Below are 17,810 nucleotides of genomic sequence, written 5' to 3'. Positions count from 1 at the left end.
TAAAAGATTAAGATCGTTTTATTAACTGGGCATTTTCAAAAAAATACTCATTGCCTGATTCATCTTTCATTTCAAGGTCTATGATTAAACCTGCAGCCGTAATATACCCCCTATGTTTGGCAGGATTACCATACCACACTGTATTGGGAGGGACATCTTTTGTAATGACGCTTCCGGCTCCGATTAAGGCATTTTCACCAATAATATTGCCTGCGATAATGGTAGAATTTGCACCAATAGAAGCTCCTTTTTTTATTAAAGTTTTACTGAATTCCAATGGGTATTGCTTTGAGCGGGGAATAAGATCATTTGTAAATGTAACATTTGGGCCAATAAATACATTGTCCTCAAGGGTTACTCCGTCCCATATCTGTACTCCCGGTTTAATGGTCACATTATCACCTATTTTTACATCATTTTCAATAAATACATTACAGTTAATGTTACAGTTATTCCCGATTTCTGCATTCTTTAAAATGACACAGTATTGCCAAACCATAGTATTTTCACCTATGTGCTCGGTTTGAACATCAGACAAAGGATGAATGTTATTTTTCATTTTGTAGTTTTAAATAGGTATCATAGTTTCTTATGTAGTCATTTTCATTATAAGTATGAGATGCCAGTACAAGACAGATTGCTCCGGAAGAAAAATTAATCTCCGAAGCCCAGATTCCCGGAGGAATATGCAGACCTATATTGGGACGGTTCAAAAAAACCTGTCTTTTGAACTTCCCGTCATCTAATGAAACTTCAAAGCTGCCGCTTGCTGCTATCAGAAACTGATGACATTCTTTATGAGAATGGGCGCCTCTGCTTTCTCCCCCTGCAATGTCATATAAATAGAAAACTCTTTTTACATTAAAAGGGAATGAAGAGTTGTTTTCAACTACAGTGAGATTTCCTTCATCGAAACTGATTTTACCTAAATCAATAAGATTACAATCAAATACAGAAATATTATTCTTCATCAGTCAATGTTTTAAATTCTTCAAAGCTTCTTATATAATCGTCTTCGTTGTATGGTTTGTCAGAAACTATCAATGCTAATGAATTGGTTGAAAAGTTTTCCAATCTGCGCCAAAACATTTTAGGAATGTATAATCCATAATAAGACCTGTTTAAAGAAAACCTCTGTTCTTCTTTTCCATTGTGTATTACCACATCAAAACTGCCGGAAAGGGCAATAATAAATTCTTGCTGTTGCCTGAAAGCATGACTGCCTCTCACTTCACCTCCGGGTACATCATATATCCAGTAGGTTCTTTCTATTTCAAAAGGTAATTGATTGGGATTTTCAAAAAAGGATAAATTTCCTCTTTTGTCATATATCTTGGGAAGTTCTATTATTTTCGGAATCATGGTGTCTGTACTTTATATTCAAAAATTGGTCGGGTTACTCCCGGGTATACATACATAACTGTTCCAACCTTTACATTTTCTACTTCAAACCCTATAAATTCGTCAATACCAAAGAGAAGAATTCTCTGATCTTTTCCAAAATACAGCTTGAAGTAGTAATTTCCGGCATTCAGAAGACCTGCTGGAATATCAAATTCCACCGTATATTCTCCAACTTTAGAATCATTATTCTGGGTAATGAGTTTTCCAACATGGAAAATGACTAATTCTTCATAGTTTTTCAATTCGAATGTTGTATCCAGTGTAATATCCGGGCAGTAATTCTGAAAAACCAATTTTACCCGGACTCCGGAATCAATATCTATCAGATCTCCTTTAACAGGGGATGCTGAAAATTCTTTTATCCGGATATTTTCATTGCCTATCGCCTCATCCAAGTTACCATTGTAAGTGTAAGAGCTGTCTCTGGCACTGCTTTTCTGATATTCTATGATGGTGTTGAGAATGTTTCCCTGATAGTCAATTTGTCCCTGATTCAAAAGAATTCCTTTTGAACATAATTCTTTAACGGCAGTCATGTTATGACTTACAAAAAGAATGGTACGCCCTTCTCCTCTGGTTACATCATTCATTTTACCAAGACATTTTTTTTGAAATTCAGCATCTCCTACTGCTAGCACTTCATCCACAATAAGAATTTCAGACTCAAGGTGAGCGGCCACGGCAAATGCAAGACGTACATACATTCCTGATGAATACCTTTTAACGGGCGTGTCAATATACCTTTCAACTCCTGAAAAATCTACAATCTCATCAAATTTTCTTTTAATTTCTTTTCTTGTCATTCCCAGGATCGCTCCATTAAGAAAAACATTTTCACGTCCCGTCATTTCAGGATGAAACCCTGTACCTACTTCCAATAAAGAAGCAATTCTGCCATTGGTATGTATATTTCCGGTAGTAGGCTTGGTTACTTTACTTAAGACTTTTAATAAAGTTGATTTTCCGGCGCCGTTTCTTCCAATAATTCCAACGGCATCTCCCTGCTCTATCTCAAAGTTGATATCCCGTAAAGACCACACATATTCAGACGTTCCTTTTTGAGTTCTGTCATTGGCTTCTCCTATTTTGAGATATGGGTCTTCTTTCCCTCTTATCTTATACCAGAATCTGTTGAGGTCATGAGACAGCGTTCCTGTACCGACTTGTCCCAGACGGTATTGTTTAGATATATTTTCTGCTTTTAAAGCCAGCATGTTTTTTAATTTAAATTTTTAAAAGAAAAGTAATTACACAGTATCCATAAAAGTTTTTTCAACCTTATTGAAAACAACAATGCCTATCATTAAAAGGATAAGAATGATAACAGTGCTTATTCCAAGCATTACAGGGGAGAAATCTCCCACACCGATCCATGCGTATTTAAAACATTCAAAAATACCGGTCAGAGGATTGTAGTAAGCCAGTTTTTTAAAAAAACCTGGCAGTGAAGAAACCGGATAAATTACCGGTGTAGCATACATATACAAACTTATACCGAATCCCAAAAGCATGGCAAGATCTTTATATTTTGTTGTAAGAGAAGAAAAGATCATTCCAACTCCCAATGCGAACAATGCCATAAGTATTATAAGGAAAGGGGTTGCAAAAATCCATATGTTGGGATGAACCTGTCCCTGACTCAAGTAATATGCCCATGCCATAATAAACAGAAGAAACTGTACTCCGAAACGCATAAGATTGGATATTACAATAGATAATGGAGTAACAAGTCTTGGGAAATAAACTTTTCCAAATATTCCTGCATTTCCTGTAAACGTAGAAGATGTTGCCAGCAATGAAGATGAAAAATAATTCCAAAGAGTGACACCGGATAGATAAAATAGAATAGGAGGGGCACCATCTGTAGGTAGTTTGGCAATTCTGCCAAAAATAACCAGGTACACAATAGTCGTTAAAATCGGATTGATAAAAAACCAGATAGGTCCTAAAATCGTCTGTTTAAAACTGGATACAAAATCTCTTTTTACAAACATATAAACAAGATCTTTGTATTTCCAGACTTCTTTTAACTTCAAGTCAAACAACGAATGATCAGCATCAATCGTTTCTGTCCACTTCTGTTGTGGTTCATTCATCTGTGTAAGTTTTTTGCAAATTTATAATAATTAATCTTACTGTATTTTTCAGGCTATGAATTTTATTTCAAATAAAACCCCAAAAGCAACAACTAATATATTGATATTTGCTGTTATAAACAAAACTATTGGCTATAAAGCCAATAGTGTGCGGATTTTATAAATTATATTTATTGTTTTTCTATAAGCTGCTTCAGGTACTCACCATAACCGCTTTTTCCATATTTGGTAGCAGTTTCCAGAAGTTTTTCTTCATTGATGAATTTATTTCTGAAAGCAATTTCCTCAATGCATCCGATTTTGAATCCCTGTCTCTTTTCAATCACACTTACGAATTCTGAAGCGTCATGAAGGGAATCAAATGTTCCGGTATCCAGCCATGCCGTACCTCTGTCCAGAACAGCTACCTCAAGTTTTCCGTTATTTAAGTAAACATTATTGATATCGGTAATTTCCAGCTCTCCCCTTGCAGAAGGTTTGATGTTTTTGGCAATCTCCACTACAGAATTATCATAGAAATATAAACCGGGAACAGCGTAATTGGATTTTGGCTTTAAGGGCTTTTCTTCAATAGAAACTGCTTTCAGTTCTTTATCGAATTCTACCACTCCATATCTTTCAGGGTCTGCCACATGGTAGGCAAAAACCACACCTCCGTCCGGATTGGTTTTGTTTTTCAGTAAAGTTCCCATTTCAGAGCCATAGAAAATATTATCTCCTAAAACCAGTGCTGCAGAATCACTGCCAATGAACTGGTCTCCCAGTATAAACGCCTGAGCCAGCCCGTCCGGGCTTGGTTGTACAACATACTCGATATTGCATCCTATTTGAGAACCATCCCCTAAAAGTTTGATGAATCCTGCCTGGTCATGGGGAGTGGTGATAATTAAAATATCCTTGATGCCCGCTAAAAGCAGTGTGGAAAGAGGATAGTAGATCATAGGTTTGTCGTAAACAGGCATTAATTGCTTACTTACTGCGATCGTTAGAGGGTAAAGTCTTGTTCCGGATCCTCCGGCTAATATTATTCCTTTCATGTGTGTGTTACGCCAATTTTGTTTGCGTGTTATATTGATCGTTATTTTGTGATTAGAGTGTGTTGCAAAAATTAGATAAAATCAAATTGTATTTATTCTTCGCTTTTCTCAATAATGGAAATCTAGCTGTACTGTTTGTTGTAATACTCCTGGTAGTTTCCTGAAGTTACATTTTCCAGCCATTCCTTATTTTCCAGGTACCAGTCTATGGTTTTTCCTAAACCTTCTTCAAATGTTACGGACGGTTTCCACCCTAAATCCTTATTTAATTTTGTAGCATCAATGGCGTAGCGCTTGTCATGGCCCGGTCTGTCTTTAACAAAAGTGATCAGCTTCTCGGAATAGCCTTCCGGTTTTCCAAGTTTAGCATCCATTTGTCTGATCAGTTCTTTTACCAGATCAATATTCTGCCACTCATTGAAGCCTCCGATATTATAGGTTTCACCGGTTTTTGCTTCTTTAAAAATCTGATGAATTGCTTTGGCGTGGTCTATGACGAAAAGCCAGTCTCTGGTGTATTTTCCATCACCGTAAATAGGGAGTGGTTTCTCATTGATGATATTTGAAATACAAAGAGGAATCAGTTTTTCCGGGAAATGGTTTGGCCCGTAGTTGTTGGAACAGTTGGATACGATGAACGGCATTCCGTAAGTGTTTCCGTAAGCTCTTACCAAATGGTCGGAAGCTGCTTTTGAAGCTGAATACGGAGATTGGGGATCGTATGGTGTTGTTTCCAGAAAGAAACCTGTTGCCCCTAAACTTCCATAAACTTCATCAGTTGAAATATGATAGAAGAGATTGTTTCTTTTTTTATCCGGGAATCTGCCATGGGTATGATCAGGATTTAATGTCCAGAATTCTTTACAAAGATTAAGAAGGTTGGCTGTCCCGTTCACGTTGGTGTTGATGAATGCCATCGGATCTGTAATACTTCTGTCTACATGGCTTTCTGCGGCCAAATGCACTACAGCATCCGGGTTGTATTTTTCGAAAATTTTTCTAAGTTCTTCCGGTTTTGTGATGTCTGCTTTTTCGAAAACATAATTGGACTCATTTTCAATGTCCTTAAGGTTTTCAAGATTTCCGGCATAGGTAAGAGCATCAATGTTGATGATGGTTGTGTCCGGATTGTTTTTTACAAATTCTCTTACAACATGAGAGCCAATAAATCCAGCTCCTCCTGTGATGATAATATTTTTCATTGATTTATTTTGTGATGGTCTTTCTTCCTATACTTTTATAATGAAATCCGTTTTGTTCAGGGATTTCTAACGGATACATATTCCTGCCGTCAAAAATGACTTTGTTTTTCATTTTTTTAGCCATAAGTTCAAAATTAGGGTTTTTGAATTCCGGCCATTCTGTAGCAATAAATAATGCGTCCACATCTTCCAGTGCATCATACATTCCTTTAGCGTATTGTATTTTATTACCTAAAAGTTTTTGGACATTGCTTTCCGCAACAGCGTCATATGCTATAATTTCTGCACCTTTTTCCAGTAAAAGAGCAATGTTGTCTAAAGATGAAGCTTCTCTGATGTCATCTGTATTAGCCTTAAAAGCTAGTCCCCACATGGCAATTTTCTTTCCTTCGATATTTCCGCCAAAGTACTTTTCTATTTCAGAAACTAAAATTACTTTCTGGGTGGTATTTACATTTTCAGTAGCCTCAAGGATCTGAAAATTGAAATCTTCCTGTTTTCCGGATTTTATAAGTGCTTTTACATCTTTAGGGAAACAGCTTCCTCCATATCCGATTCCAGGGAATAAAAATCTGTGCCCGATTCTGTCGTCACTACCCATTCCCAATCTTACCTTATCCACATCTGCTCCCACTTTTTCACAGTAATTGGCAATTTCATTCATAAAGGTTATTTTTACCGCTAAAAATGAATTTGCTGCATATTTAGTAAGTTCTGAAGACTTTTCATCCATAAAAATGATCGGAATACCGGTATTGGTAAAAGGCTGGTAGATCTTAGACATAATATCCTTTGCTCTTTCTGAGCTTGCTCCTACAACCACTCTTGATGGGTTCATAGAATCTTCAACCGCAAAGCCTTCTCTCAGGAATTCAGGATTGGAAACAACATCAAAAGGGATATCTGTTTTTGAAGAGATTGTCTCTCTCACTCTGTCTGCAGTTCCTACCGGTACCGTACTTTTATTAACAATAACCTTGTATTCGGTCATCATTTCTCCAATATTATTGGCTACCTGAAGCACATAGGAAAGGTCTGCTGACCCGTCTTCTCCCGGAGGAGTAGGCAATGCGAGATAGATGACCTCACTTTTATCTAATGCTTCTTTCAGGTTGGTGGTGAAAAATAATCTTTCAGACTGGATGTTTCTCAGAAACATTTCTTCAAGGTTCGGCTCATAGATGGGAACAATGCCGTTTTTCATACCTTCTACTTTCTTTTCATCAATATCAACACAGTATACTGAATTGCCAAGCTCTGCAAGCGTAGTTCCTGTAACTAGTCCTACATAACCTGTTCCTACAATCGTTATATTCAAAATGTTTGTTTTAAAATTCTAAAGACAAAAATAATAAAAATACTTTCACTTACTCCTTTAATTTGTTGTAAATGAATCCTTCCCTATTTACTTGATAATAAGATTATTTTGTGTTTTTAGAAAAAAGGCGTATATTTGCAATGGATTTACGGAAAAAATGGGAAGGCTTCGCAAGAAAGCCTTTTTTCGTACTGTAAATCAAGATAAAAATATATGGAGTTTAGAAAAAGAATTGAAGAATTATTAAATGAATTCCTTGAGACCAGAAAAGATCTGTTTCTGATTGATCTTAAAATTTCTGCAGGGGATGATATTACAGTGATTTTAGATGGTGACAATGGCGTTTCATTGCAGGATTGCCTTGATGCAAGCCGTGCTATTGAATTCAATATGGACCGTGAAGAGCATGACTTCAGCCTTCAGGTAATGTCTGCAGGACTGAGCGAACCATTGGTGACCCCAAGACAGTTCAATAAAAATATAGGAAGAGAGATTGAGGTGATGCTGGAAGATTCTTCTAAAATTGAAGGGGAATTGTCAAAAGTAGATGAGGAAAAGATCACACTTGTTTTGCGCTACCGAAAACCAAAAGATATCGGGAAGGGAAAAGTGGATGTGGAAGAGGAGAAAGAGATTTCTTACTCTGAGATCAAAAAAGCATTAGTAGTAATTAAATTTTAAAAAAGAAAAAAAAATAGATGGATAATATAGCGTTGATTGAATCCTTTGGTGATTTTAAAGACGAAAAAGGGATCAGTAAGATTGATCTTATGGCAATTATTGAAGATTCACTGAAGACTCTTTTAAGAAAGAGATTTGATTCAGATGACCACTTTGATGTGATTGTAAACCCGGATAAAGGAGATTTTCAGATATTTTTGAATAAAACAATTGTAGAGGATGAAATGTCTGAAGATGATGATTTGGAAATTGAAATTTCTGAAGCAAAGAAGATTGACCCTACCTTCGAAGTAGGTGAGGACTTTACAATGGAAATTCCTGTTGCACAATTGGGAAGAAGAAATATTCTTACCCTTAAGCAGATCCTTGCTACAAAGCTTCAGGAGCACAATAATGCAATGCTGTACGAGCAGTTTAGAGATAAAATTGGTGAAATCGTTGTTGGAGAAATCCACCACATCCGTCACAAGCATGTGATCTTGCTGGATGATGAAGGAAACGAGTTTATTTTACCAAAAGAAAACCAGATCCCATCCGATTTCTTTAAAAAGGGTGAGAATATCAGAGCTATTGTTGAAACAGTAGATTTTAAAGGTTCTAAACCACAGATTATTATTTCCAGAACTGCACCTAAATTCCTTGAGAAATTATTAGAGCTGGAAATTCCTGAAATCCAGGACGGAACAATTATCCTGAAGAAGGTAGTAAGAATTCCTGGTGAAAAGGCGAAGATTGCAGTAGATGCTTATGATGACAGAATTGATCCGGTAGGAGCTTGTGTTGGGGTGAAAGGATCCAGAATTCACGGCGTTGTAAGAGAGTTGAGAAATGAAAACATCGATGTTATTCAGTGGTCTAAAAACCCTGAGATCTTGGTGAAGAGAGCATTAGGAAACGTTACAATTAACAAAATTGAAATCAATGAGGAGACCAATTATGCATTAGTATATACTCCAGTTGAAGAAATTTCTAAAGTAATCGGAAAACAAGGTCAGAATATCAGACTGGCTTCTTGGTTGACAGGATATGAGATTGATGTATACAGAGAGTCCAGTGAGGATGATGATGTTGAATTGAAAGAATTCAATGATGATATCGAGCAGTGGATTTTGGATGAGTTTAAGAAAGTAGGACTTACGACTGCAAAATCAGTATTGGATAAAGAAACTGAGAGTCTTTTAAATATGGTTGACCTTGAGGAAGAGACAATTGAAGAGGTTAAACGTATTCTGAGAGAAGAATTTGAAGATTAAGATTTTAGAAATAAATTTTAATAAACAGTAAAAAAGAAATACTTTAATTTTAAAAATTAAAAAACAGTAAATAATATAGATGCCAAAAATTAGATTAAATAAAGCGGTTAAGGAATTCAACATTTCGATGTCCAGATTAGTAGAGTTTTTACAGTCAAAGGGTTTCGAGGTTGAAAGCAATCCTAACGCTCAATTGGAAGAATCGGCATATTCTGCATTGGAGGCTGAGTTTGCTAAAGATGGCGAACAACGAAAGGCTTCCCATGAGGTGGTGATCACTAAAGTTCCGGAAGAAAAACTGGAAATTGAAGAGAAGAAAACCCCTGAAGTGATAAGAGCTAAAGCAAATAAACCAGAAACTAGAATTTTAGGTAAAATAGACTTAGAGCCTAAGAAACCTGAAGTTGAAGAAACTCCTGCAGCTCCTGTGGCACCTGTGGCTACACCGGTTGAAGAGAAGAAAGAAGAAATTGTGAAAGAAGAGCAACCGGAAGTAAAAGTAGCTCCTGAAAAACAGGAATTTAAAGTTTTGGATAAAATTGATTTGTCTCAAATAGAATCTAGAAACAGACCTGTGAAAAAAGACAAACCAAAAATGGAGGAGAAAAAAGAAGAAGTAAAACCAGTGGAACCAGTGAAAGAAACTCCAAAGCCAGCTGTTGCTGAAGAGAAAAAAGTGGAAACTCCAAAAGTTGAGGCTGAGCCTGAATCTCAGGAACCACAGAAAATTGAGACGGTCTATCAGAAACTTGACGGTCCGAAGATCGTAGGTGAAAAAATTGACCTTACTCAGTTTGCTCCAAAACCAGGTGCTGGTGCAAAAAAGAAAAGAAAGAGAATTGAAAAGCCAGGCGGAGGTCAGAATAACCAGGGCCAGGGTGGAAACAATCAAAACTCTGGAAATAATCAAGGTGGACAAGGTGGAAACCGTCAACACAATAATGGTGGAGGACAAGGTGGAAACCGTCAGGGCCAGGGCGGACAAGGAAACCGTCCACAAGGTCAGGGAGGTCAAGGTGGAAACCGTTTCGGGAATAACCAGGGAGGTCAAGGCGGAAACCGTCAGGGCGGCCAAGGTGGTGGCTTCAAAAAAGGAGGTCAAAACAACAGACCTGGACAAAGAGTTATGCCGGTTGAATTAACTGACGAACAAGTTAAAAACCAGATCAAAGAAACCTTAGAAAAACTTACCAATAAAGGAGGAAAATCTAAATCTGCAAAACACAGAAAAGATAAGAGAACTTTCCGTAGAGAACAGGACGAACGTCAACAGGAGCTTGAAGCACAAGACAGAACTCTTAAAGTAACGGAATTCATCACAGTAGGTGAATTGGCAAGTTTGATGAATGTTTCTCCAACTGAAGTGATCTCTGCTTGTTTCTCTCTTGGTGTAATGGTAACCATGAACCAAAGATTGGAAGCCGATACCTTATTATTGGTAGCAGATGAATTCGGTTATAAAATTGAATTCTCTGATGCAGATCTTGAAGATACAGATGCAGAAGACGAAGTGGATACTGAAGAAAGCCTGGTTTCAAGAGCCCCTGTAGTTACTGTAATGGGACACGTTGACCACGGTAAAACTTCATTACTGGATTATATCAGAAAAACGAACGTAATTGCAGGTGAGTCCGGAGGGATTACCCAGCATATCGGTGCTTATAATGTGAAACTGGAAAACGGTCAGAGAATTACATTCTTAGATACGCCAGGTCACGAAGCCTTTACAGCGATGAGAGCAAGAGGTGCTCAGATCACGGATATTGCGATTATCGTAATTGCTGCTGATGATGATGTAATGCCACAAACAAAAGAGGCAATTGCTCACGCACAGGCTGCAGGTGTACCAATGATTATTGCGATCAACAAAGTAGATAAGCCGAATGCAAACCCTGACAACATTCGTCAACAGCTATCAGGTTTAAATCCACCGGTTCTTGTAGAAGAATGGGGAGGAAATGTTCAGGCACAGGAAATTTCAGCTAAATTCGGTAATAACGTAGATGTATTATTGGAGAAAGTTTTATTACAGGCAGAAATGCTTGAGCTGAAAGCTAATCCTGACCGTTCAGCAAATGGAGTTGTTATCGAAGCGTCATTAGATAAAGGAAGAGGATATGTAGCAACAATGTTGGTACAAACCGGGACCTTAAGAGTTGGAGATTATGTGGTAGCAGGTAAAAACCATGGTAAAGTAAAAGCTTTGCTTGATGAAAGAGGTAAAAACCTTGCGGAAGCAGGTCCTTCAATTCCTGCAACAATCTTAGGTCTGGATGGAGCGCCTACAGCAGGGGATAAATTCCGTGTTTATACCGACGAAAGTGAAGGTAAGGCTATTGCCAATAAGAGAGAACAGCTACAGAGAGAACTTTCTATCAGAACGAAAAAACATACAACCCTTGAAGAATTGGGTAGACGTATTGCTTTAGGAGAATTCAAAGAATTGAATATTATCCTTAAGGGTGACGTGGATGGTTCAGTAGAAGCATTATCTGATCAGCTACAAAGATTGTCAACAGAAGAAATCAGCGTGAAAATCCTTCACTCAGGAGTAGGACAGATCACTGAATCTGATATCAACTTAGCGGCAGCATCGGATGCTATCATCATCGGATTTAACGTAAGAGCCGGTGCTAATGCAAAAGAGCTTGCAGACCGTGAGGAGATTGAGATCAGAACATATTCTGTAATCTATAAAGCTATCGATGAAGTAAAAGAAGCGATGGAGGGAATGCTTTCTCCGGAAATTCAGGAGCAGGTAATTGGTAACGTTGAAATCCGTGAAGTATTCAAGATTTCTAAAGTGGGTTCAATTGCCGGATGTATGGTTCTTACAGGAAAAGTTACAAGACAGTCGAAAGTACGTTTGTTGAGAGACGGAATTGTGAAATTCGATGGAGAGCTTGAAAGCTTGAAGCGTTTCAAAGATGATGTGAAGGAAGTAACAAAAGGTTACGAATGTGGATTGAACCTGAAAGGGTATAACGATATCGAAGTCGGAGATATTCTTGAAGTTTACGAAGAAGTAGCAGTCAAGAAAAAGTTGAAATAATACTTTTAAAATATAATGAAACCCGGCGCCTCATTGAGGCGCCGGGTTTATTTTTTGACAATAACTTTTAATGTTTTTTTTTCTTCTTAATTCTGATTCATGAAGTTGACAAGCTTGATTAAATCTTCATCCCTGTCAAATTTTATTTTGTTGGATTTACAGAAGTCATTTAAGCTGTCTTTTTTATCCGGGAATAGTTCAATGATGTCTTTTTGATTTCGGGGTTTCTTGATCAATCCTTTTTCCGTTTTAATGTAATATACGGCTGGCAGAGTTCTGAAGTTGGCAGGTCGTTCACTTGCGTAGGAATTAGCAGCCGGTACAACATCTGTGAATTTGGTTTTGATCTTTTTATATAAACTGTTCTTGCCATTCACTAATTCAAAAAAATACCCGTTTAACTCATCCGAAGTCTCAAGCATTACGATGGTTTGTTTAGGAGAAGCGATCTCAATTCTGAAGAAATCTGAAGTTTTTGGAAGTACCTGAACTTCTCCGTTTTTCTTAAATTCAACTTCATCAGTGTAGCTGTTATAACGTACAGGAACCTGCTCGTAATTAGCGGCAATTTTGGCATTGGAGAATTCTTTTCCAATATAGGGAGAATCTCCTGCAATTTCTTCGTATTTAAATGTCTTACCTGTAGTAGACTTAATTCCGTCAAATACTGACTGTGCTCCTGTAGCTCCGTTTATTGAAAGTGTATTCTGTGCGAAGCTTAAACCAAAACTGGCTAGAGCGAATGTGGTTAAAATTGTTTTTTTCATACTTTAAATTTATGAATTTTTGATTTTAGTTTCAAAAGTATAAAAAATATTATTTTCTAAGAGTTTATGAGCGTCATTTTTTGTTTTATCACTGAGTTTTTTTTAAATAGTGGATAAAACAATAGAAAACGATATGATTTTTTTTTGTTTTGTCTTTAAATCAGCTATATGTCTGAAAATTAGAGTGATTGTAATTTAGATTTATTATAAATAATTTTTTTTTAATTGATTAAAAAGTGTTAAAACTGGCGTTTTATGAAGTTTGTTTTAAATTTTAACAATTAAATTAAGTTTAAAATTGTGAATTTATTTATATATGTAGCGCTAGTGTTGTTATATTGTGAATATGTCCATAAGTTGTGAATGTGAAAAATTTGCCAGTATTAATATTTATTAACATATTTGCTCCTAAAATATATTAAAATTTGTTAATATGAATGTTAAACTACGTGTATTAACGGCTGGTGTACTGTTTTTTACAGGACAAGCTGTATTTGCTCAGGAAAATGACTCTAAGGACAAAAAGGACAAGGAGACGAAAATTGAGGAAGTAGTTGTTTTAGGGTATAGTAAAACAGCTACAAAAGCAAAATCTACAACTTCATCGGTAACAGTTGGTGCTGAAACTTTAGAAAACAGACCTAATATTTCTGTTTTGAATTCAATCCAGGGTACAGCTCCTGGTATTGTTATCAACTCAGGATCTGGATCACCAGGTTCAGGGAAGTTCAATATTTTGATTAGAGGGATGAGCTCATTAAATGGTTCAAGAGATCCATTATATGTAGTAGATGGTGTAATTACCTCTGGTTCGCAGTTTAGAAACCTTAACTCTTACGATATTGAAACTTTCAGTATACTGAAAGATGCTCAGGCTACCGCAATTTACGGTAACAGAGCAGCAAATGGAGTTGTTGTAATTACAACAAAGACAGGTAAGTACAATGCCGGTTTAAAGATTTCTTATGATGCATTGACATCTTTCTCTATGATACCTAAGCCTGATTATAATCTGTCTAATGCTAGACAGATGTTACAAATCCAGAAAATATATGAAGGAGGGTATGCGTATGAACAAGGATTATCACAAGAGCAAATTGATAATTGGGGAATAGATACCAACTGGAGAAAACAATTTACTCAGGTGGGGGTTTCTCAGCAGCACAACTTATCCATAACAGGAGGAGGTGAAAATATCAATAATTTCCTATCCTTAGGATATTTAGATAGTGAAGGTACTGTGAAGTCTACTGATTTCAAAAGGTTTACATTAAGAAATAACTTGACAGGTAAATCAAAAGACGGTAAATTAACTTTTGGGGCAATCATCGGTTTAGGATATTCTAAAAGAAATCAGTTGGATGATGAAGAAAATGCAGGAATTAATGCAAACGTAATTCAAAACCCATTGTTTGGAACTGTACTTTCACCAGCATATGTAGCTCCTAACCCTTATTCTGATGGTGTACAGTTATTTAATGCTATTGGACAAAACAGTGCAGGAAACAGAACTTGGATTCTTCAGGATAACATTAATGGTGGGGTAAGAAACAGATTTACTGAATTGAGTATTGCTACTAATGCGAATGTAAATTATAAACTTACTGACTATTTAAGTGTTGGTAACAGAACAGGTGTTGAATATAAAGAGTATGAAAGAATCTTCGCAAGAGGTGCCAGAGGTTATTTATCTACAGCTGTAGCTGCAGGTGCAGGTGCTAAATATGGAGGATCTGAAATTTTTGATACAACTAAAGATTTAACATTTAACAGTATTACAAATATTACTTTCAATAAGTCTTTTGGAGATCACACTATTTCCGCAGCGGCTTATATGGATTATATTAAAGTGCATGTTAATCGTAATTCTCAGACACAGAATGGTCTGAATCCTCTACAATGGCAGTTCGGTGCTGGAACAGGATATATCCCTTTCAACCCGGATACACCGAATATTTATAGACCAACTGTATTTGCTACGAAAGTAACTGCGGGTACATTGGCTTATTTCGGAACATTAGATTACGATTATAAAGATAAGTACGGAGTAAGTGGGGTTGTAAGAAGAGATGGATCTTACCGTTTCCTTCCTGCTAACAGATGGGAAACTTTCTGGTCAGTAGCCGGTAGATGGAATATCGATAAAGAAGAATTCATGGCTAACTCAGGATTCAGATTGTTAAAGCTTAGAGCATCTATCGGTACAACAGGTAACCAAAACTTGGGAGTTGCAGTTAACAACGTTAACCCACTAATTCAGCTTCCTAATAATTTCCTTGATTTGTATAATGGATTTTCTGGATACCAAAATTTATTAGGATATGATTTTGTTAACCTATCCAACCCATATTTGAAATGGGAGCAGGTAAAGCAGACGAATGTTGGGGTTGATTTTAACTATAAAGGTCTTGTAGAAGGTAGCTTTGATTATTATCAAAAGAGAACTACAAGAATGTTCAATACGCTGCAAAGATCTGCAGTTACAGGATTCTATGGTATCAGAGGGAATGATGGAGTTCTTGATAATAAAGGGGTTGAAGGTTTGATCAGGTTCAATGCGATAAGAACAGAGAATACAAAACTATCTGTTTTTGTAAACGGTGCATATAACTCAAACAAGATCGTTTCAATGAGTAATGAAGATCTTTCTGATGACGTAGTTAATGCTATCGGAGGACCTGCTACTCAGTATCAGCTATATCCATATGTTGGAGTAAATGCTGCAAATGGAAATCTGCAATTCCTTGATATCAATGGAAATATTACAGAAAACCCACAGCCATCAGATAGACGATTGACAGGTAAATCTCCATATGCTAAATTTACAGGAGGTTTTGGATTTAACTTCCAGCATAAAGGATGGTTCTTAGATACTTTATTCTCTTTCCAACAAGGAGGTTGGATCTATGATAACTTACATCAGTGGGTAATGAATCCTGATTATGCAGCAGCTAATATTAATGTATCAGCAGATTTGTTGAATGCATGGACTCCTGAGAATACAGGATCTAATATTCCAAGTTTATTTGCTAGTAATGCTGGTGCAGATGGTTCTTCAGACAGATTCTTATATAAAACAGATTTCATAAGACTTAAAAATGTTTCTTTAGGATATTCATTTACTAAAGATCAGTTAGGAAAATTACCGGTTAAAGGAATTAAAGTATTTGTTCAGGCAGAGAACTTATATACTTGGACGAGCTGGAAAGGTTTTGACCCTGAACCGATTGCTACATACTCGTTAAATGTATATCCTAACCCTAGAACCGTATCAGTGGGGTTAAATGTTGATTTTTAATAAAAAAGAATTATGAAAAGAATTATAAATACAGTTTTAGTTTTAGCAACTTTATCAGCGACAGGATTTGCTTTAAACAGTTGCCAGGATGCTTTAGATATCAAACAGGCGGGAGAATTGCAGCCTGAGGAGGTCTTCACCAATGTATCCAATTTAAATGAAGCTTTAAACGGATCTGTTTATGCACAATTGGATCCAATAGATGAAATATATTTTACTGCAGTGTTTACTGATGAAGTTAAGCCTGGTAGTGGTAGTGGAGGTCAGGACTATGAATTGCACAGATTCTTCCTTGATCCATCTACTCAAGCTGTTGGAGGAGGTTCTATCAGTACTGTTTCAACTAACGGAATCTGGCTTAATAATTACAGAGTAATTAATAGAGTTAATAGATTACTGGAAGGAGCAAAAAATATTACTCCTAATACTGCTGCTGAAACAACTCAATATAATAGTATTCTTGCACAGGCGAGAGCAATCAGAGCATTTTGTTATATTCAGCTGGAAACTTATTTTTCACCGGATATGAAAGATCCTAATGCTTTAGGAGTTGTTCTTATAAAAGATATCCCTGCAACTGATGCTAAATTGCCAAGAGCAAAGAATCAGGAAGTTTATGACTTTATTAATGCAGATTTAGATTATGCAAGGAGTATTTTAGCATATTCTACTACCGAGCCCTCAAGATATACTGTGAGTAAAGCATTTGTTAATGCACTTACTGCTCGTTTTAATTTATATAGAGGAAATACGGTTTTAGCTAAACAATATGCTAAAGAAGTAATAGATAACTCTGGTTTAAAATTAACAATTGCAACACCAATAACAGGGGACAATCCACTTATAAACGCTGGTGCGGGTGGAAGTTCGGGCGCTCTTACTAATCCAGCTTCAGCAGCTTGGAATAATGCATTTTATGGAGGTAATACAACTGCAAATGGAAATGGTTTGTTAGGTTCATTTAATCCATATAGAAATATGTGGAATGATAGATCCAGAGGAGAAATTATTTTCTCTCTTAACAGACTAGCATTAGGGGCTGGTGCATCAACGGGGGTAAGATGGAATACGAATAGTTCAGCTGCTTCAGGAGTTCCAATGTGGTTTTTAGGTAGGAATTTATTTAATCTAATATATAGTGCTCCAGGAGATCCTGATAAAGGAGATATTAGAAGATATACTTATATTGATCCAACTTCTGTGATAAGAGCTGACTATATGGATATTCCTTCTAAAGACGATAGATTGGTAATTGATAAATACCCTGGTAAAACAAGTGCTCCTACAAGAAATGATGTTAAAGTATTTAGATTATCGGAAATGTACTTTATTTTAGCTGAGGCTGAAGTAGCAGCAGGAAATTTAGCTACAGCTCATGATTTGATCCAGAAAGTAAGAGAAGCCAGAAATTATTTAGGTACTGCTACTACTCCTACTTACACTAATGCTCAGTTTGCTTATGCGGATATTTTGAAAGAACGTAGAATAGAATTAGGATTAGAAGGTCACCGTTATATTGACTTAAAAAGACTTGCAACAATCGCAGGGGTAACGATGGACAGAAACATTAAAGATGATTTTATCACTCTTCCAGAACTTAACCTTCCGAATAATAGCCACAAGTATACTTTACCTATCCCGGTTAAAGAAACTTCAGCTAATCCAAATATTCAGCAAAACCCTGGTTATTAATCAACAATAA

At 36.5% G+C, this 17,810-nt stretch carries 14 protein-coding genes; 5 read left to right on the top strand and 9 right to left on the bottom strand.

Translation table 11 applies throughout. From position 1 onward, the window contains the following. Positions 1-7 precede the first annotated feature (7 nt). The 8 genes from ACTJJF_RS11900 to ACTJJF_RS11865 all read right to left on the bottom strand — a co-directional run bounded on the left by ACTJJF_RS11900 (position 8) and on the right by ACTJJF_RS11865 (position 7,057). The gene (locus ACTJJF_RS11900; RefSeq protein ID WP_440699790.1) at positions 8-559 is read right to left on the bottom strand and encodes an acyltransferase; all 552 of its coding nucleotides are present in this window, start codon (positions 557-559) and stop codon (positions 8-10) included. Continuing rightward, positions 549-971, bottom strand: a complete 423-nt coding sequence (locus ACTJJF_RS11895) for a sugar 3,4-ketoisomerase (protein ID WP_276160257.1) — start codon at positions 969-971, stop codon at positions 549-551. Before ACTJJF_RS11895 ends, ACTJJF_RS11900 begins: the two co-directional genes overlap by 11 nt. Further along, entirely contained in the window at positions 961-1,362 is a 402-nt protein-coding gene (locus tag ACTJJF_RS11890; protein ID WP_276160258.1) for a sugar 3,4-ketoisomerase, read from the bottom strand. Before ACTJJF_RS11890 ends, ACTJJF_RS11895 begins: the two co-directional genes overlap by 11 nt. Beyond that, positions 1,359-2,618: an ABC transporter ATP-binding protein gene (locus ACTJJF_RS11885; protein WP_276160259.1), complete on the bottom strand. Its 1,260-nt coding sequence runs from the start codon at positions 2,616-2,618 to the stop codon at positions 1,359-1,361. Before ACTJJF_RS11885 ends, ACTJJF_RS11890 begins: the two co-directional genes overlap by 4 nt. A 33-nt stretch (positions 2,619-2,651) precedes the next feature. Beyond that, positions 2,652-3,500: an ABC transporter permease gene (locus ACTJJF_RS11880; RefSeq protein WP_276160261.1), complete on the bottom strand. Its 849-nt coding sequence runs from the start codon at positions 3,498-3,500 to the stop codon at positions 2,652-2,654. Between the two features lie 170 nt (positions 3,501-3,670). Then, positions 3,671-4,537: a glucose-1-phosphate thymidylyltransferase RfbA gene (rfbA, locus tag ACTJJF_RS11875; RefSeq protein WP_276160262.1), complete on the bottom strand. Its 867-nt coding sequence runs from the start codon at positions 4,535-4,537 to the stop codon at positions 3,671-3,673. Positions 4,538-4,659: 122 nt separating this feature from the next. Then, complete coding sequence (gene rfbB / locus ACTJJF_RS11870) at positions 4,660-5,739, bottom strand: dTDP-glucose 4,6-dehydratase (RefSeq protein ID WP_440699789.1); 1,080 nt, start codon at positions 5,737-5,739, stop codon at positions 4,660-4,662. A gap of 4 nt (positions 5,740-5,743) precedes the next feature. Further along, on the bottom strand, positions 5,744-7,057 hold the full coding sequence (locus ACTJJF_RS11865; RefSeq protein ID WP_440699788.1) for a UDP-glucose dehydrogenase family protein: 1,314 nt from the start codon (positions 7,055-7,057) through the stop codon (positions 5,744-5,746). A 213-nt stretch (positions 7,058-7,270) separates the two neighbouring features. Between ACTJJF_RS11865 and rimP the strand changes: the two genes are divergently transcribed. The 3 genes from rimP to infB all read left to right on the top strand — a co-directional run bounded on the left by rimP (position 7,271) and on the right by infB (position 12,043). Next, complete coding sequence (gene rimP, locus ACTJJF_RS11860) at positions 7,271-7,738, top strand: ribosome assembly cofactor RimP (protein ID WP_312300267.1); 468 nt, start codon at positions 7,271-7,273, stop codon at positions 7,736-7,738. Between the two features lie 17 nt (positions 7,739-7,755). Beyond that, entirely contained in the window at positions 7,756-8,991 is a 1,236-nt protein-coding gene (gene nusA, locus ACTJJF_RS11855) for a transcription termination factor NusA (RefSeq protein ID WP_002982960.1), read from the top strand. 79 nt (positions 8,992-9,070) lie between these two features. Continuing rightward, positions 9,071-12,043 (top strand): translation initiation factor IF-2, encoded by a 2,973-nt coding sequence (gene infB / locus ACTJJF_RS11850; RefSeq protein WP_440699787.1) that lies wholly within the window; start codon positions 9,071-9,073, stop codon positions 12,041-12,043. 86 nt (positions 12,044-12,129) lie between these two features. On the opposite strand, the gene ACTJJF_RS11845 is transcribed toward infB, so the two are convergent. Beyond that, positions 12,130-12,810, bottom strand: a complete 681-nt coding sequence (locus ACTJJF_RS11845) for a hypothetical protein (protein WP_312300263.1) — start codon at positions 12,808-12,810, stop codon at positions 12,130-12,132. Positions 12,811-13,243: 433 nt separating this feature from the next. Between ACTJJF_RS11845 and ACTJJF_RS11840 the strand changes: the two genes are divergently transcribed. Beyond that, the gene (locus tag ACTJJF_RS11840) at positions 13,244-16,108 is read left to right on the top strand and encodes a SusC/RagA family TonB-linked outer membrane protein (RefSeq protein WP_440699786.1); all 2,865 of its coding nucleotides are present in this window, start codon (positions 13,244-13,246) and stop codon (positions 16,106-16,108) included. 12 nt (positions 16,109-16,120) lie between these two features. Next, positions 16,121-17,800 carry a RagB/SusD family nutrient uptake outer membrane protein gene (locus tag ACTJJF_RS11835; RefSeq protein WP_440699785.1) on the top strand — a complete coding sequence of 560 codons (1,680 nt, stop codon included), beginning with the start codon at positions 16,121-16,123 and terminating at the stop codon, positions 17,798-17,800. Positions 17,801-17,810: the final 10 nt, after the last annotated feature.

Source organism: Chryseobacterium sp. 22458 (assembly GCF_052044975.1).
Lineage (GTDB): Bacteria > Bacteroidota > Bacteroidia > Flavobacteriales > Weeksellaceae > Chryseobacterium.
The sequence above is the reverse complement of the archived record's forward strand: the minus strand, read 5'-3'. Positions and strand labels throughout refer to the sequence as shown.

Bases quoted from the DNA above. Each gene is read 5' to 3' on its own strand.
- ACTJJF_RS11900 (WP_440699790.1), bottom strand. From the start codon at position 559: ATGAAAAATAACATTCATCCTTTGTCTGATGTTCAAACCGAGCACATA.
- ACTJJF_RS11895 (WP_276160257.1), bottom strand. From the start codon at position 971: ATGAAGAATAATATTTCTGTATTTGATTGTAATCTTATTGATTTAGGT.
- ACTJJF_RS11890 (WP_276160258.1), bottom strand. From the start codon at position 1,362: ATGATTCCGAAAATAATAGAACTTCCCAAGATATATGACAAAAGAGGA.
- ACTJJF_RS11885 (WP_276160259.1), bottom strand. From the start codon at position 2,618: ATGCTGGCTTTAAAAGCAGAAAATATATCTAAACAATACCGTCTGGGA.
- ACTJJF_RS11880 (WP_276160261.1), bottom strand. From the start codon at position 3,500: ATGAATGAACCACAACAGAAGTGGACAGAAACGATTGATGCTGATCAT.
- rfbA (WP_276160262.1), bottom strand. From the start codon at position 4,537: ATGAAAGGAATAATATTAGCCGGAGGATCCGGAACAAGACTTTACCCT.
- rfbB (WP_440699789.1), bottom strand. From the start codon at position 5,739: ATGAAAAATATTATCATCACAGGAGGAGCTGGATTTATTGGCTCTCAT.
- rimP (WP_312300267.1), top strand. From the start codon at position 7,271: ATGGAGTTTAGAAAAAGAATTGAAGAATTATTAAATGAATTCCTTGAG.
- nusA (WP_002982960.1), top strand. From the start codon at position 7,756: ATGGATAATATAGCGTTGATTGAATCCTTTGGTGATTTTAAAGACGAA.
- infB (WP_440699787.1), top strand. From the start codon at position 9,071: ATGCCAAAAATTAGATTAAATAAAGCGGTTAAGGAATTCAACATTTCG.
- ACTJJF_RS11845 (WP_312300263.1), bottom strand. From the start codon at position 12,810: ATGAAAAAAACAATTTTAACCACATTCGCTCTAGCCAGTTTTGGTTTA.
- ACTJJF_RS11840 (WP_440699786.1), top strand. From the start codon at position 13,244: ATGAATGTTAAACTACGTGTATTAACGGCTGGTGTACTGTTTTTTACA.
- ACTJJF_RS11835 (WP_440699785.1), top strand. From the start codon at position 16,121: ATGAAAAGAATTATAAATACAGTTTTAGTTTTAGCAACTTTATCAGCG.